The sequence below is a fragment of the Spiroplasma clarkii genome, assembly GCF_002795265.1.
Lineage (GTDB): Bacteria > Bacillota_I > Bacilli_A > Mycoplasmatales > Mycoplasmataceae > Spiroplasma_A > Spiroplasma_A clarkii.
Genome location: NZ_CP024870.1, coordinates 1,450,194 through 1,466,996 on the forward strand (window position 1 = coordinate 1,450,194; position 16,803 = coordinate 1,466,996).

General features: G+C 30.1%; 14 protein-coding genes and 1 other RNA gene. 4 read left to right on the top strand and 11 right to left on the bottom strand.

Annotation, left to right across the window (positions count from 1 at the left end):
- From tsaD to SCLAR_RS06575, 6 genes are all read right to left on the bottom strand, one after another.
- Entirely contained in the window at positions 1 to 954 is a 954-nt protein-coding gene (gene tsaD, locus SCLAR_RS06550) for a tRNA (adenosine(37)-N6)-threonylcarbamoyltransferase complex transferase subunit TsaD (RefSeq protein ID WP_100255117.1), read from the bottom strand.
- Between the two features lie 24 nt (positions 955 to 978).
- Positions 979 to 1,689, bottom strand: coding sequence for a purine-nucleoside phosphorylase (deoD, locus tag SCLAR_RS06555; protein ID WP_100255118.1), 711 nt, complete (start codon positions 1,687 to 1,689; stop codon positions 979 to 981).
- 229 nt (positions 1,690 to 1,918) lie between these two features.
- On the bottom strand, positions 1,919 to 2,848 hold the full coding sequence (locus SCLAR_RS06560; RefSeq protein ID WP_169921867.1) for an ABC transporter permease: 930 nt from the start codon (positions 2,846 to 2,848) through the stop codon (positions 1,919 to 1,921).
- Complete coding sequence (locus SCLAR_RS06565; protein WP_100255119.1) at positions 2,829 to 5,147, bottom strand: ABC transporter permease subunit; 2,319 nt, start codon at positions 5,145 to 5,147, stop codon at positions 2,829 to 2,831. The genes SCLAR_RS06560 and SCLAR_RS06565 overlap by 20 nt, the downstream gene beginning before the upstream one ends.
- 1 nt (position 5,148) lies before the next feature.
- Positions 5,149 to 6,678 (bottom strand): ABC transporter ATP-binding protein, encoded by a 1,530-nt coding sequence (locus SCLAR_RS06570; RefSeq protein WP_100255120.1) that lies wholly within the window; start codon positions 6,676 to 6,678, stop codon positions 5,149 to 5,151.
- Positions 6,679 to 6,782: 104 nt separating this feature from the next.
- Positions 6,783 to 8,183, bottom strand: a complete 1,401-nt coding sequence (locus tag SCLAR_RS06575) for a hypothetical protein (protein WP_100255121.1) — start codon at positions 8,181 to 8,183, stop codon at positions 6,783 to 6,785.
- A gap of 337 nt (positions 8,184 to 8,520) precedes the next feature.
- Between SCLAR_RS06575 and SCLAR_RS06580 the strand changes: the two genes are divergently transcribed.
- Positions 8,521 to 9,117, top strand: a complete 597-nt coding sequence (locus SCLAR_RS06580; RefSeq protein ID WP_100255122.1) for a hypothetical protein — start codon at positions 8,521 to 8,523, stop codon at positions 9,115 to 9,117.
- Positions 9,118 to 9,119: 2 nt separating this feature from the next.
- Here the strand turns inward: SCLAR_RS06580 and trmB are convergent, their stop codons facing one another.
- From trmB to ssrA, 4 genes are all read right to left on the bottom strand, one after another.
- A complete protein-coding gene (gene trmB, locus SCLAR_RS06585) occupies positions 9,120 to 9,767 on the bottom strand; it encodes a tRNA (guanosine(46)-N7)-methyltransferase TrmB (RefSeq protein ID WP_100255123.1) in 648 nt (215 codons plus the stop codon).
- A gap of 12 nt (positions 9,768 to 9,779) precedes the next feature.
- Positions 9,780 to 11,222 carry a magnesium transporter gene (gene mgtE / locus SCLAR_RS06590; protein ID WP_100255124.1) on the bottom strand — a complete coding sequence of 481 codons (1,443 nt, stop codon included), beginning with the start codon at positions 11,220 to 11,222 and terminating at the stop codon, positions 9,780 to 9,782.
- An 18-nt stretch (positions 11,223 to 11,240) separates the two neighbouring features.
- The gene (locus SCLAR_RS06595) at positions 11,241 to 13,187 is read right to left on the bottom strand and encodes an EAL domain-containing protein (protein ID WP_100255125.1); all 1,947 of its coding nucleotides are present in this window, start codon (positions 13,185 to 13,187) and stop codon (positions 11,241 to 11,243) included.
- A 45-nt stretch (positions 13,188 to 13,232) separates the two neighbouring features.
- Positions 13,233 to 13,644: a transfer-messenger RNA gene (gene ssrA, locus SCLAR_RS06600) on the bottom strand.
- Positions 13,645 to 13,758: 114 nt separating this feature from the next.
- Here ssrA and SCLAR_RS06605 point away from each other — a divergent pair.
- The 3 genes from SCLAR_RS06605 to SCLAR_RS06615 all read left to right on the top strand — a co-directional run bounded on the left by SCLAR_RS06605 (position 13,759) and on the right by SCLAR_RS06615 (position 15,780).
- Positions 13,759 to 14,514, top strand: coding sequence for a hypothetical protein (locus SCLAR_RS06605; protein WP_100255126.1), 756 nt, complete (start codon positions 13,759 to 13,761; stop codon positions 14,512 to 14,514).
- A gap of 124 nt (positions 14,515 to 14,638) precedes the next feature.
- Positions 14,639 to 14,995 carry a hypothetical protein gene (locus SCLAR_RS06610; RefSeq protein ID WP_100255127.1) on the top strand — a complete coding sequence of 119 codons (357 nt, stop codon included), beginning with the start codon at positions 14,639 to 14,641 and terminating at the stop codon, positions 14,993 to 14,995.
- Positions 14,996 to 15,207: 212 nt separating this feature from the next.
- Positions 15,208 to 15,780, top strand: coding sequence for a hypothetical protein (locus tag SCLAR_RS06615; RefSeq protein ID WP_146638238.1), 573 nt, complete (start codon positions 15,208 to 15,210; stop codon positions 15,778 to 15,780).
- Positions 15,781 to 15,824: 44 nt separating this feature from the next.
- On the opposite strand, the gene SCLAR_RS06620 is transcribed toward SCLAR_RS06615, so the two are convergent.
- Complete coding sequence (locus SCLAR_RS06620) at positions 15,825 to 16,778, bottom strand: L-lactate dehydrogenase (RefSeq protein ID WP_100255129.1); 954 nt, start codon at positions 16,776 to 16,778, stop codon at positions 15,825 to 15,827.
- Positions 16,779 to 16,803: the final 25 nt, after the last annotated feature.

The window sequence follows — 16,803 nt, forward strand, 5'->3', positions numbered from 1 at the left end:
TTAATTTTCTCTCCTTTGTAAATATTCTTGGGCCAATTGGGCCATCATTGCTGCATTATCAGTACAATATTGCAGACTTGGTAATGCTACAGTCAAATGATGTAATTTGGCAAATTTTTTGATAGTTTCTCTCAATTGCTTATTGGCAGAAACACCTCCAGCAAGTGACAATGTTTTTGGTTGAAAATTAGCTACGGCCTTCTCTAATTTAATAAGCAAATTTTTAATAGCAGTTGTTTGAAAACTTGCACAAAAGTCTGCTAAATTGATTTTTTCTTGATTTTGGTTATGCTTGTTTATTAAATTTAAACAAGCAGTTTTTAAACCAGAAAATGAAAAATTATAAGAACCATCTTGCAACACTAGTGGTAACTTATATTTATTTGGGTCCCCTTGTGTAGCCAATTTGTCAATTTTTGGTCCGCCCGGATAAGTTAATCCAAGTGCTCGGGCAACTTTGTCATAACATTCTCCAACAGCGTCATCTTGGGTTGTTCCCAAGATTTCAAATTCTAGTGGTTTTTTAAGTAGTTGTATTTGGGTATGACCCCCACTAACAACTAATGATATAACTGGATAGTCGAAATTGTTTTCAATTTTAGCAGCATAGATATGTCCTTGAATGTGATCCAAAGGCATCAGAGGCGCATTTAAATACATAGCCAAAGTTTGGGCTACTAGTTTTCCAACAATTAAACTACCTATCAAACCTGGATAAGCAGTGTAGGCAATCATTTCAATTGCATCAATTTCAAGTGCTGCAGTTGTTAAAGCTTCTTGCAGCACTCAAGCAAAGTTCTTCACATGTAATCGAGCAGCAAATTCAGGGATAACTCCCCCATATTCTTTGTGTTCATCAACTTGCGAGGAAACTATGTTTGCTCTTAAGACACCCTCAACAATGATGGCAACACTAAATTCATCACAACTTGATTCAATAGCGAGTATTTTCACTTTGATTGGTAAAAAGTAGCTAACTTATCTTGCTACTTTAACTCCAGTTTGTAAAGACAATTCAACCATGGTCATAAAGTTGTTTTGTCTTTCTTCTGCAGTTGTAACTTCTTTAGTAATAAAACTATCAGAAATTGTCAATAAACAAGCAGCTTGTTTATTGGTAACTATGGCATTTGCAAATAAAGCAAATGATTCCATTTCAACAACATCTAAGTTGTTTTTTGCTGCAAATGCCAATGAATCTTCATATCTGTAAAATACATCTGAAGAATGTGCTGTTCCAGTATGGGTTTTAATATTTAACTCGGCTGCTGTTTGTTCAATTAAGTTAAATAATTTTTCCCCAGCTGGAACTATATTACCATCAAGATTGGCAGCAATTTTTGCATAATTGCTTTCACCAAAAGCATCTTTAACATTGTAAATGTCATAAACATTTATTCCTGCTTTGTAACTTCCAGCTGACCCAATCCTTATGATACAGTCAACATCATAAAATTTAAATAATTCATATGAGTAAATCCCAATACTTGGGCAACCCATACCGCTTCCTGCAATGGTTATCTTCTTGCCTTTATATGTTCCAGTGTACATAAACATATTTCTAACATCATTTACCAGTTTAACATCTGTTAAATAGGTTTCAGCTATTTTTTTAGCTCTTAATGGATCTCCAGGCATTAAGACTACATTTGCTATGTCTTCTTTTTTTGCATTAATATGTGGTGTCATGTTTTTCACTCCTTATACTAGTATTCTAACACTTTTTACAAAAAATTTTCCAACTATTTGTATAAATGAAACTTTATTTCACTTGTATATATATTTTACATAGAAAATGGGGGTTTCAAGAGTTTTTTTAAAATAATCATCCATTCTTTAATGATGCACTTTTCTACAAGAACTTGGAAAAAAATTTAAATAAAAAAGACCCTATTTAAAGGGTCTTTTAATAGTCCATTTATCTGGCTGATTTGTCATATGGTACCCCAGATGCTGCTGGTGGTTTTGACATTCTTGATATTGCCATCATAGCAATTAATGAGAAGATAAATGGTAAAGCTTTAACTCAGTCTCCTTGTGGGAAACTTGTAACCATTACTGGTAATACATCAGCAATTGCAAAGAATAAGGCAAATATTGCTGAAAATAATGTAATAAATTTAATTCTTCATTGTCCAGCAATCATAATTGCAAGTCCTAAGAATCCAAATCCATTAACAGATCCATAAAATGATCCTGAGGTTCTGTTCATAACATAAAATGCTCCAGCAATCCCAGCAATAGCTGATGAAAGCATTACACATCAAAATCTATATTTTAAGACACTTATTCCGGCAGCTTCTAATGCATTTGGGTTTTCCCCAGCTGCTATATGTCTTTTACCTGTCCTTGTTAGGGAGAAGTAAATTCCCATTACTGCAATAATTATCATTGAGATAATTAAGTAAATTGTAAAGATATCATTTGAATCTAATGATATCTTAAATGAAAAGGTGTCAATTTTTGTTGGGTCTCCAATAACTCCTGAAGTTACTACAAAAAGACCAATTCCTTGTGCCAATAAGTTTATGGCAGTTCCTGAAATAATTTGATCACATTTCAGCTTCAATGAAGCAAAAATGTGTAATAGTGAAAATATTCCAGCAACAATAAATGCTGTTAAGAAACCAACAACCTGGGTTCAATCTGAACCACTATATAGTTTATTGGTTGTAATAGCAAAAGTTAAGGCTCCAATTGTCATGTATCCCTCAACCCCAAGGTTAACAACCCCAGATCTTTCAGAAAACATTGAAGCCAAAGCTGCTAGTAGGAAAACCACAAAGAAACTTGATGTTGTTCCCATTAAATAGGGAAATGTTCCTGAACTAAGTAGTGATATAGTCATTTTGCACCTCCGCTATTTTATTAAATAGTACTTCTTTTGCTTTGTTTTTATCAACAGTGTTTTTACCTTCGGCAAGTTGTTGTTTGCATTCAGTTTTAAAAGTTCCAATTTTTTTTCTAGCACTTACTAATGCTTCTTTACGTTTTTGGTTTTGCACTTTAATGTATTCATTAAGTTCAGCCACTTTTTTACCAAACTCTTGGTTTAGTCCATTCTTAATGGCTTTTGCTTGTGCTTTAAATTCTTCAATAGTAATTGAAGCATCTTTTGCTTTAGCTGCTTTTTTAAGTGCTACAATTTTTAAATTAGCTTCACTTTCTGCAATAACTGCTTGGTTTAAAATTACAATTGTATGATCTCTATTTAAGTTTTTAAAATATTTTGAAATTCCATACAATCCTGAGTTGTAGTACTTGTTGAAACCTTTTTCCTTCAACTCTTTGTTTTCAGCCTTTAACTCAGAAATAATTTTTGCATATTTGGTTATCTCATTTCTAACTTCTTCTTTAAAGATTTGTTTAGTGGTTTTAATTTCACCTTGAATTTTTGTAATTTCATGTTCAAAGTGAGCATTTGAAATTACAAATTTTGCATTGTTAATTTTAAACAACATATCAGCAACTAACTCATATTTTCCATCTTCATAATTTTCAATATAGTGAGCATAATCTTGCTTATATTCAATAATTGAAGATTTGAACATAATTTTATTTGCATTTAAGATTTTAATATCATTTTTTAATTCATTGATTTGTTCTTTTGAACCATTTTGTACTTTAACTTCTTTTAATTCTTTAGTTAAATCCAAAATTGATTGAGTATTGATTTTTTTGATTGAATCCATTTTTTCAATTTTTTTAGTTAAAATAGCTTTTTGTTCTAACTTAACTTTTTTAACATCTTCTTTGATTGTGGCTTTTAAAGCAACTAAACTATCTTTTAGTTCTTTTATTTTTTGAACCCCTGCAGCCACAAGTTGTGCATAAGCTTCACTTTTTTTGTATTCTAAATAGTTAGCTTCTGCAATTAGTAAATCATTATTTAATAGTGCAATTTTTTCTTCTGTTTGTCTTTTTAAGTTTAAAATGTATTCATCATTTTTTACTTTACTAATTAAAGCTCGATTCTCTTTAATTTTTTCATTGTTTTGACCAATTAATAATCTTAATTCAACATCCTTATTAATGTAGTTTTGGATTTTCATCATTAATATTGGTCTAAATTGCATAAACAGAATATAAATTGTGGCACAATACATAATTACTCCAGTAATTACATAACTCATTTCTTGAGAGGACATAGCCTCATCAGCAGCAGCTTGTGCTCCTGAGTTGATAATTCCTCATAACAATGCTACTGGAATTATCCCAATAACATTATTAAAAGCTACTAGTGCTACAGAAATTGCATCAAAACCTATGGTTGGCACCATATCTGTATAAAATGTCTGCTGCTTTTGAACATTGAAGTAGTAAAATATTCCTCCAAGGCTTATAAATAAACCTTGGAATGCTGTAGTCATAATAATAAACAAATTACCATTCACACCTGCATATTTTGCAGCTGTTTTTTGCTTACCAACCATATTAAACTTGTATCCAACAGTTGTGTAAGATAAAACAAATCAAGTTATTGCCACTGATATAAGTGCCATAACTAAACCAATAATTCAGGTGTTATCACTAATTGCTAGTCAATTTTGTTGTAATAAGTTAGCATTATTTTCACTAATTAATCATTTCATAATGTATCAAATAGTTCAGTTTAACATAATTGATGTTGCAACTTCGTGGATATTAAAGTAAACCTTTAATATTCCTGTTAGCACTGAAACTCCAATACCACAAATTAAGAAAACAACAAATACCATAAGCATAATTGATGAATCAAGACTTGTCACTGCAACTCCCTTATTTGTAGCAATATCTCTCAGAATTAAATAACATGCTGCAAATCCTAGAACAGCTTGTCCTGAACCTCCCATATTGAATAGTCCTACTTTGAACCCTAGCGCTAATCCCAGTCCCATAAAGATAAAGACTGTTGTGTAGTTCATTGTTCTTGAAACTTGGTTTCCTGTTTTTGAACCAAAGGTTGAAAATGCTTCTACAAACATTGTTGTAATGTAAGCAATCCCATTTCCACCAGTAATGTACACTGTGATACACCCTAAAACCAACCCAATTAAGATTGCTATAATTGAAGATTTTATATAGTGGAATTTATTTGTAAATCCAGGAGACTTAAGATATAAAGCAGTTTTTCGCTTTACAATTCATGTTTTTGTATTAAACTTCATTTTAATCTTCCCTTCCTAACATCATTTTTCCAACTTCTTCTCTTTTTGCACCTTTTCCAGGTAGTTCTCCAATTTTCTTACCAGCATTTAAAACAACAATTCTATCTGCAAGAGCAAGAACCTCAGAAAGCTCATAAGAAATTAATAAAATTGCTCGATTGTCTTTTTTTGCTTTTAAAATTTGAGCATGGATAAATTCAATTGATCCAACATCTAATCCACGGGTTGGTTGATAAATTACCAGTAAATCTGTTGGCCTAGTAATTTCTCGACCCAAAATAACTTTTTGTTGATTTCCTCCAGATAACTGTCTTGCAATTGCAAATCCAGCATCTGCATTTCTTACATCAAATTTTTGAATAATTGTTTGAGCATAAGCTTGTACAGCTCCTGAATTAATAATTTTTGCCTGACTAAATTTTGGATTGTCAATATCTTGTAACACTACATTTTGTGATACTGAAAAGTCTAAAACTAATCCGTGTTTGTGACGATCTTCAGGAACATGACTTATTTTTCATTTGCTATACCTTGAAGCGATTGAAGCATAGGTAATATCATGATTGTGAATCTTGACATTTCCTGAATAAACTTTTGACATTCCTGTAATTGCTTCAGCAATTTCTTGTTGTCCATTACCTTCAACTCCAGCAATTGCTACAACTTCTCCAGCATGAACATCTAAACTAAAGTTTTCTAAACCAATAACTTTGGTATTTGAAACTTTTTTCATTGTTAAGTTTTCAATTTTTAAAACAACTTCTTCACTTCTTGGACTGTAGTCATTTTTAGTTTCAACAACTTTTCTACCAACCATTGCTTCAGATAATTGTTCAACTGAAGTTTCTTTCATATCAAATGTTCCAATTACTTCTCCAAGGCGAATAACTGTAGCAGAATTTGCTACCTTTTTAATTTCTGCCATTTTGTGTGTAATTAGAATAATTGTCTTTCCATCTTTTTGTAATTCCAACATAACTTGTAATAACCCGTCAATCTCTTGGGGGGTTAGCACAGCAGTTGGTTCATCAAATACTAGTATATCTGCATCTCTATATAAGATTTTTAATATTTCTGCTTTTTGCTTCATTCCAACTGTAGCATTAGCAGTTGTTTTGTCTAAATCAATTCTTAAATTGTATTGATTCATTATTTTAGTAATTTTGTTTTTAATTTTTCTTGAATTTATGATTTCACCAGCAGTAGTCATTTCTGCACCAAGGGCAATATTTTCTCATAAAGTAAAGATGTCAACCATTTTAAAGTGTTGGTGGACCATCCCAATTCCTAGCCGATTAGCTTTAACAGGATTTGAGATAATTTCCTCTTTACCATTAATTTTGATAGTTCCTTTTGTTTGCTGATAAATACCAAATAAAACTGACATTAATGTCGATTTTCCAGCTCCATTTTCACCAACCAAAGCATGAATTTCACCTTTTTTTACTTTAAAATTTACTTCTTTATTGGCAACAATGGTTTTGTTAAATACCATTCAAATGTCTTCCATTTCAACAGCGTATTTTCCCATTCATTTTTCCTTTCTAAAATAAAAAAGAGTTCAATTTTTACTTATCTACTCTTCTTTATTTAAATTACTAAAGTATTTAAAATAATTAGATTATTTTTAAAATATTATTCAGTACCTAAAACAGCATTTGCATATTTCACAATATTTTCACCACCAATAATGGTTGCTTTTGCCTGAGGATCCTCTGGAAGTTTACCCATAGCAGTAAATAATTCTTTTGATGCTACAGTTAATCTTGATAATACTGAACTTCCACCTTCATTATCAGTTATGAACTCTCATAATTTAGTATATAGACCATCTTTTACAATCAGGTTTTTTTCATTTGTACCCATTGCTCCTCCAGCAAACAGTGTTTGATTTTCTCATGATTTTCCTTTTTCTGTTGCTGGATTAACTGCTACATCATCTCTTGTTAAAACAATATTTTCTTTATTTCAATATTCTTCAACAGCATCTTGAATTTCACTATTGTCTTTGTACTGACTTACATGTCCAAGTGCTAAAATAGTTGCTCCAACTAGATCTTTTTTTGCTGATGTGATAAAACGATCACTATAGTCGCTGTATGCTTCAACTTGATCAGTATCAACACCCACCACTTTTACATTCTTAGCACTATGCACTGGTGATGCTGCAGCCACTAATGTATCATATGTTTGCGGTCCAGCAACTGGCATTATAACATTTGCTCCTCGGTTAATTAGGTCATTTGAAATTGTTGCACCTTTACCTGCATCAAAACTACTTGTAAATCAAGAACTACTTTCACTAGTTGTTGTTCAGGCATTATTCCCAATAACAGCACTTTCATTTGCAAAATCAGCTTTTACGCGTTTATAACCTTGTGTTATTTGTGCTAATGCTGCTTGTTTAGTATCATCTAATTTGTTTCAATACTCTGCTGCTGCTAAGTAACCAACCATAAAGTTATCAACTGAACCTGGGAATGATTGTCCACCATATGTTCCTAACTTAACAGTTGGATTAGCTTCAGCTTGATTTTTGTTTGCATATCAAACAATTGAAGATAGACCTCCAAAGAATCCTGAGATATCCCCTCTAAATTGAATACCCACTTGATTTTCTTTTTCTGCATGGCCATTATCTAAAATAATTGTGCTTCCGCCAACAGTTTTCATTATGTCTGGTGCTTTATTTTTACCATCAAATGAATGGTGAAACCCTGGTAAAATTAGTGTTTTTGCACCTTTTTTAGCAGCATTATTGTATGCACTTTCCAATGCTGTTAAATCTCTTGGCTCAGAATAAGCAATTGAAGAGTAAATTTTTTCGCCTTTGTCATCTTTGTTTCCAATAAAATCATCTAAAAATTTGTTTCCTCCATTAAATGAACTTTCATTGAATGATTTATCGTTGATTTTTCCTGCATCTGTAATTAGTCAAATTTCGTTAAATCTGTCATTTGACCCACAAGCTATTACGCTTGCTGAACTTGAAGCAACGATTGTTGTTGCCATCAATGCTGATAATAGTTTTTTCATATATTCATGTCTCCTTATTGAGTTATGTTTTTCTTATAAATAGAGTGTAGATAAACTAAGAAATTTTTTATAAAAAAAGAGAAAGTAAGGCACCTTTTTCTCTAAAAGATAACAATATTTCCTCCCATTGTTTTAAACCAATTTACAATTTCTAAAACAACCTTTAAAAGTACGTTTCGTTTATTTACATTTTTATTATATCTTATCTAACAAGAATGTGTTGTAAATTTTAAAAAAAACTAAAAAATTTCCACCAATTAGTGGAGTTATATATTCTTTAAAAGGTAGCCCTTAAAACAAGTAATTACTATATAATAATTTCTAGGTGATTAAAATTATGGAATTTAAAACAATAAAACCCTACTTGAGAAAAAACTTACTTTGAATGGGTGCTGTGATTTTCAGTTTGATTACAATTAGTTTAATTGTAATCTTAGTTTTACCTTTAACAAAGCAAAATAAAGTGATTTTTGCTTCCCAATTTGCCTTAAATTTTTTAATAATGTATTTTGTGAGTTTTGTTTTAAATTCTAATCGTTCAGCTTTGACAATTTTTACAAATATTGAAACTACTACAGATTTAACTACAAATGAAGTTGAAGTTACTGTAAAAAAAAGTAACTTTGTTCACATTTTTATTCTTTTACTAACAATTGCAACTTTTTTTATTCAACTAACAAGTGGTGGGCTAATTCTCAAAATAGGTTTTGCCACTTATGCCCGTAATAACTGGTGAGTTTTTTTAATAGTTTTTGTTATAAACATTTTATATTTTTACCTATTTTTCAGTATTGATGTTTACTTGCTTGATAATAGTCCTCAGTTTAAAGCAGATTACTTAGAATTTTTAAAAGAATATAAAAGTCAAAAAGCAGCTTTTGAAGCAGCTCAAAAAATAGAGCAAGAAAAAGTAGAACCTAATTCAGAAGAATAGTTCTACTTTTTTAAAATAATCTTGTAAATGTTTTTCCCTAGATTATGAAATTTTTCTTCATATTCAGTAGGAATATTTGTTTTTAAGATATTTTGATCTGAATAAATATCTTGGTTATTATAAATAATTTCAAATTTTGAGTGATTAATTTGTTCTAAACTTGAAACATATAATTTATCATTATCTGTTTTAATTTCAATTAAACCCCCTGGTTTTAATAATTCATAATAAACTTCTAAAAACTTAATAAAAGTTAACCTTTTTTTAGCATGTCTTGCTTTAGGCCATGGGTCTGAAAAATTTAAGTAGATTCCAGCCAATGAATTGGGAGCAAAAATCTCTAAAAGGTTTTCAGCATAGCAGTTTAAAAATTTTAAATTACTAAAACCACTTGGTAAAATGGTTAGCGCTTTTTTTAAAGCAACTCCAATTACAGTGGTTTCTTTTTCCATACCAATAAAATTACGTTCAGGATAAGTTAGGGAGTTATTAATAATAAACTGTCCTTTGCCACAGCCAATTTCTAAATAACATGGCTTATTTGGGTCAGCAAATAATTTACTTGGTGTTAAAACACCTTCATTAAAAATCATATATTGTTGATTAACTGCTATAAAATCTTTGGTTCAATTTTTATTTCTTAATCTCATAATATTCCTTTACTATATTTGATTGATAAATGCTAATCCAATTGAGAAGAAAGCTGTTGCTGATAAGATATCAATGATGGTAGTCACTATTGGTGTAGTAACAGCAGCTGGATCTAATTTACAAACTTTTGCAATAATTGGTAAAGTTCCCCCAATTAATTTAGAAACAACAATTGATAAAAACATTGAGACAGTTAGTGTTGAAATAGTAAATCATAAGATTTTTTCATCTAAGTTACCTTCAAATTGAATTGCATAAACAATAATCATTCTCAAAATATTTGTGACTGAAACTATGGTTCCACAAATTAATCCAACTCGAAGTTCTTTTCACATGACTCTACCAAAATCTCTGCTTTGAACTTCATTTAAAGAAATTGCTCGCACCAACATTGTTGAAGATTGACCTCCAGCAATTCCACTAGTACTTGACAAGACTGTAATTAAAGGTGCTAGCAAAATTGTCACAAAATCATTTGGGTTTCAATCATCTGCTTGTCTTGGACTTGCTTTTATGTAAATTGAAATAAAAACTGTAATAATGACTTGTGTAATTGTTGCTGATAGCATTAAAAATAAGAGAGAAAAGATTCTTGAACGAACCATTTTTCAAACACTAGTTTTAAAGTAAGTGTCTTCAATTGGAGCAATTCCAGCCATTTTGTGAATGTCTTCAGTAACTTCTTCATCAATTACTTCAATTACATCATCAACTGTAATTATTCCTACCAATTTATTTTCTGAATTAATTATTGGTAAGTTGTTTAAACCATATTTTTTAAATTGATTAATTACTTCTTCTTGGTCTGTAGTAGTATAAGCATACACTACCCTATCTTTCATAATGGTTTCAACACTGCTGTCACCATCTGAAAAAAATAAAGTTCTAATGTCAACATAACCCTTTAAGTTATTTAGTTCATCAACAACAAAAAAGTCTGTTACATTTTCAACATCATCTTTTTGTTTTTGAATTGTACTAATGGCTTCTTTTACTGTTTGACCTGTATTTAAAATTAAAAAGTCAACTGACATGATACTTCCAGCAGTGTCATCATCATAGTTTAAGATATGATTAATATCTAAACGTGATTCAGGAGTTGTAGCTTTTAAGATTTTTTTAACAATGTTGGCTGGTAATTCTTCAAGAATTTCAACCACATCATCTGTAAAGATTTCATCAAATAACTCTCTAATTTCAACACTTGTATACTGGTCAATTATTTCTTCTTGCACAGTATTATCTAAGTAAGTGAATATTTCAGCACTATCTTCAGTGGGTAAAAACCTCAAGATTAAAATTAAATCCTTAATTTTAAAGTCTTTAATAGCTTCAGCCACATCAGCTGGATAATACATTTCTGCTATATTTCTAATTCCAGCAATATTGTTGACTTTGAGGTGTTCTTCAAATTCCTCTTTTATCTTGGATGCTGGTGATTCAATTTTTTCCATAAAATTCCTCTTTTCATACTACTTGTTTAGTAAATATCTTAACTCATTGTCAATAACCAATTTTGGTTTTGTTCCTAAACCTATTAATTCGCCAAATAATAATTCAATTCCTAGGTTTTTTAGAGTTTTAAAGATCATATAACTGTTAACATCTGGAGCAATAACTTGTGCTTCAATTTTAACAGCAATTTTTGCTATATTTTGAACTATGTCTTTATTTTGTTTTAATAAGTTTATTTTATTACAAATACTTCGTTCAATGAATAAATAATTTGGATTATAAATTGGAATTAATCCAAATTCAGTGTTTTCAGCTCCAAATTGCAATAAAGCTGTTTTAAGACCTTGATTTTTTAACAGTTTAATATTTTGACTCATGATTTTTGCATTGTCAACATCAACTTGGGCATCAAAACATAAAACTAATTTATTTGGATTAATTTTATGATACCTTAATTGAGCTAAAAACTTTTTAACATCAAAGTCTGAACTCGCTAAAAACCTTGCATCATACTCAACAAAGCATAATTGTTTTTGCAAACTATTTCTTTTAATATCTTTAACTGAGTTCATTGCTAAAAATCTTTTAAATAATGAACTCAAACCATATTCTTCAACTAGGTTTTTATAAACTTCAAAGTTTTGCGAAGAAACTTCATTTCCTTCAATCAAACTTCCCACAAAATAAGCTGAATACTCCTTGGTTTTAGTATTATAAATTGACTCAAAATATGGGGTTGCATTATTTAAAGGTACTAATTCATTTAAAGTTAAAAGTTTTTTTGCCTTAATTTTTTCATTTAAAACTTCAAAAGGATCTACAAAGTAAACTGTCTCATCAGAATGATTAAGCTTTTTGAGATTAGCTGTGTGATTTAATTCAAACAAATGCTCTAAATTATTTGAGTTAATTCCATAAATTGAAACATAACTATTAACTTTAATTGAAATTTTAAAGTCCTTAAAAATAAATTGTTTTTTAATTTCTGTTAAACAGTCTTCTACTTTTCTAGCAAATAATCTTTTTTCTTCTTCTGAAGTCACTTTTTCAAAACTATCAATTGGTACAAACATTGCATAAGTTTTGTAATTTGGTTTAAAAAATAAAGCCTCATTAAATTCATGACTTAAAATTTCATAAGAGTCATGAGCAAATTCAGTGGTGATTTTTTCTCGCACCACATTGCTTATTTTGTTTTCCAAAGTATCATAACCCTTAATAAAATAGGTCAAATACATTCCATAGCGAATTTTTTCGGCATCAATTTTTTTTAACAATTCATCATGTGCAGACGATTGATTTAAGAAGTAATCATCATCATATTTAACCACTGTTTGTAATCTTAAAGCATGCACATAAATTTGTTCAACAATTGTTAAACACCCATAGGTTAAATAACCAACTGCTAATCAAACTAAAATTGTCATTAAAAAGTTAAAGTACTGAATGTCATAAATTTTTGTAGCTGTTGCAAATAAAGCAGCTACTAGTGAGACAATGGTTGTCAATGATCACATACTCCACTTTGAAAGCTTTTTAGTAAAAAACCCAATTCAATATAAAATAAAGGGAACTAGATAGGCTACTACAACCACAATAATCAGTTCTTGGTTTTCAATAGCTCCATAATATTGAGGGAAAAGGTTGGGAAACAAAACTGTCCCTAGCACATTACAAGCAACAACTCCAACTGAAGAATAAACTGAAATAAAGAATAAAGAAACTCAATATAAAAAAATAGGTAATAAAACTGTAAGGTTTAACCACTCAGGATTATTTAAAGAAATTGCTAAAACAATAATTCCAAATAAAGAAACCACTCCTAGACCAAATCCAAGTAAAAATTCATAATAAATTTTAATTTTTTCAAAAATATGTCGTGAAAGCCCTCAGGTAATCACATAAACTATAAAGGTGATTGTTGTGTAAGAAAGACAAGCAATTAAAGCAATAAAAATATTCATTTTTGCTCACTTTCCTTTCTTAAATAACAATTAAACATAAAAAAATGGTGGAGATGGCGGGAATCGAACCCGCGTCCAAAATACTCCGACCCATAACGTCTACAGTTTAGTCTCTTCTAACTTACACTATAAACCAACAGAAGAAACTAGATTTAATTCATAGCGTTGATAATTAAATTTCAAAATCGCTTATTATCAAAATCACAATTTCTATTGTGCTAGGTAATACGTATCTAAATTGAAGCACAAGTACAATTCAATACGTTGAATGCTATTAATCTTAAAGATTAATTAAGCTGCTAAAGCAACCCCAGCTGATGCATTATTGATCATAAATGCTGGCATTTCAAATTCGTTTTTGTTTTTGTTTGCATTTTATCAAACCTAGAAGTATTAAGGTTTACCAAACCACTGCAGTCATGGGTTAAACATATCCTGTCGAAGCCAGGACATCCCCATACATTAATTATAAAAGATTTTTGAACCTTTTTATAGGTTTTTTAAAAATATCTGAGTGAAATTTGTAAACTATTAATGTGTTGTATATAATAAGTTTAGAAGGAGTAAAAAAATGTTTGAAAAAAGATTAAAAGTTGGAAAGACAATGATGATAACTGGCTTAGCACTGCAAATTGTGGCAGTTGCAATTCCATTGATATTTGCAATTGTACTACTTGCCACTATAGCAAATTGAAAATTTGGAGAATTTGATATTTTGAATGATACATTAGTATTAGAATTATTGCTAACAGTTGCTTTGATAGTTTTAGTTTACACACTTGCCTTTTCCTTAGTAGCTACAATTGTAGTTTTGATAAATGCAGCTCGACTTGCAAAATCAAACTACCGAGAACAAACAAGAGCTTTAGTAAATATTTGTTTTAGTATTTTTGGACTAACAGTATTTTCATCTTTTATTGGTTTTGTTGGAGGAGTTTGACCAACAGTGTTTATGATTATCCCAGCAGGAATAGGTTTTGGTGGAGCAATTATCGGACTTATAAATATTAAAGGAGCCCCAGTCAATGTTGAACCAGATAAAGAGACAACAAGACAAGAAGTTTTTAAAATGGCCTTTGTACTTAGTTTAGTGACAACTATTTTTAGTGCAATATTTATCATTCCACTAATTTGGATGATTCCAATGACAATTTATTGTAATAAATACAGTAAAGATAAAGAAGATCATTTAGCATTTGCAATCTTAATGTTGATTTTTGTAAATACCCATTCAGGAATTATGTTACTTATCCCAACTGATGAAAATCAATCAAGTGTTGATGCTACTGGTTCTACTGAACCACCATTAATTGTTGATATTGAGTAAAAATCTCCCTTTTAAGGGGGATTTTTAAATTAACCCTTAATAACCTAATTAATTAAAATATTTTATAGAAATTGCACTTTTTAAAATATAATTAAAATGTATTTAGTTATATTAGGAGGAAAAAATGAATAAAGATAGAAAAGTTATGCTGATTATTGCACTATTATTAAATTTGATAATGCCAACTATTTTTTTATTGCTTACAATATGGTTTTTTATTTCAAGTGTCTCATCTGAAATGATGCTGTTACCATTACTGACACTAGTTCCAACAATTTGCTACTTGCCATTAATTGCATATAACATTAAAATTTTTCGCGATGATAGTCCACATCTTATATTTGGCATATTAGTAATTATTGTTGGTAATTTTATTGCTGGGATTCTAATCTTAATAATGCCATCAACAACAAGAGGAGGAACAGCACCAGAACAATCAGTACCTCTAGAAGAACTAGAACTAGAAGTTGATTTAGATTAATAAATAATTAAATTTTAAATTTACAATCTCAAGAAATGGAGTTGATTAATTTGAATTTTAGTAAAAAAGGCCTAAAAATAGACCAAATTTTTTCTATTATTGGACTAACACTAAATTTATTAGTTCTTATTTCTGCTTTCATTTTTTGATTCACTTATTTTATTAAGGCTCTTAAAAATATAGGTTCAGCCAACTATTTTGGGAGATGAAACATGTTTGATCCAAATTTTGTTGCAATCATAATGGGTTATGAGCTTGTTTTACTATTAGTATGTATTGGTTCAAATGCTTTGCTTTTCTATTGAATTACTAAAACTTTTAAAACAAAAAGTTACTCAGTGGTGAAAGCTGCTGGTTTAGCAACTAGTTCATTTTTTGCTATTATCTTATTTTTTGCTATTTTTGTTAATATCTTGGCGATAAGTACGAATTATTTTCACAATTTAAGTGTCTGGGCAGCCTTACTACTTCCTTCAACAATCATTGGTCTAATTGGTGGGATATTTATGATTAAAAATGCTGGGGTAGTTTATAGTGAGAGTTGTCCTGAAGTAAATGTTAGTTCTGAACTCAGAACAATAGTTTATCTAAACAACATTATCTACACCTGCTTTTTGGCATGTTTTATCATACCTCTACTTTGAGTAATTCCCATGCTGATTTATACAAAAAGAAATATTAATAGTGATAAAGACCATATTGTTTTTGGGGTTTGTATGATAATTTTTTTAAATATTTTTTCAGGTATTCTCTACTTGATCTCAATGAAGTATCCAGAAGTTTAGTTTTTAAAAATCACAAAAAAACAGCAATTAATTGCTGCTTTTTTTTACTCAAATGCTGATTTTGCATCATTGTAAAATTGTCTTAATTTGTCACATGATTTTTGAATACCTTCAAGTTCACTTGGTTCTAGTTTTCATTCAATTACTTGTTCAATTCCCTGAGAACCAATTACACAAGGTACACTAATGTAAATACCTTTTTGACCATACTCACCATTTAAATAAGCACCAACCATTAAAGTTAGTTTTGAATCCTCTAAAATTGAATCCACAATTCTAGTTAAACAGGCTCCAATTCCATAATATGTAGCTCTTTTTAACTCAATGATTTCATAAGCCAAGTTTGCAGCTTCATCTCGAACACTTTCAAGTTCTGCTCTTGAAATTTTACCTTCTTCAACATACTCATCAATGGTTTTACCCATCACAACAGATCTACTTCAAATTGCCACAGATGAATCACCATGCTCACCTAAAAGGTAAGCTTTAACTGACTTTGGAGCAACTCCAAGTTTTTCTCCTAAAAGTTTTCTCAATCTTGATGAATCTAGTGTAGTTCCTGATGAAATAACCTTGTTTGGTTCAAATCCAGTTACTTTTTGATAAACCATTATTAAAATATCAACCGGATTTGAAGCAATTAATGTGATACCACTAAATCCAGATCCTTTAACCTGAAGACCAATTTCTTTCATAATTTTTGCATTATCTTTAATCATATCTAAACGACTTTCCCCTGTTTTTTGGGGTCTTCCTGCTGTAATCACTACAACATCTGCATCACTACAATCTTGATAATTTCCTACCTTCATTGAACTAAAGGGTTTAGGTAATACTGAGTGAGAATCAGACAAGTCAATTACATTTCCTTCAGCAACATCCTCATTTACATCAATTAAAACATAATGTTGGGCAATTCCCTGGTTGATTGCTGAATAAACAAAACTTGTTCCAACAGCTCCACAACCAATTAAAACTATTTTTCTACCACTTATCATTTTTATCACTCCTCATCCTTATTGT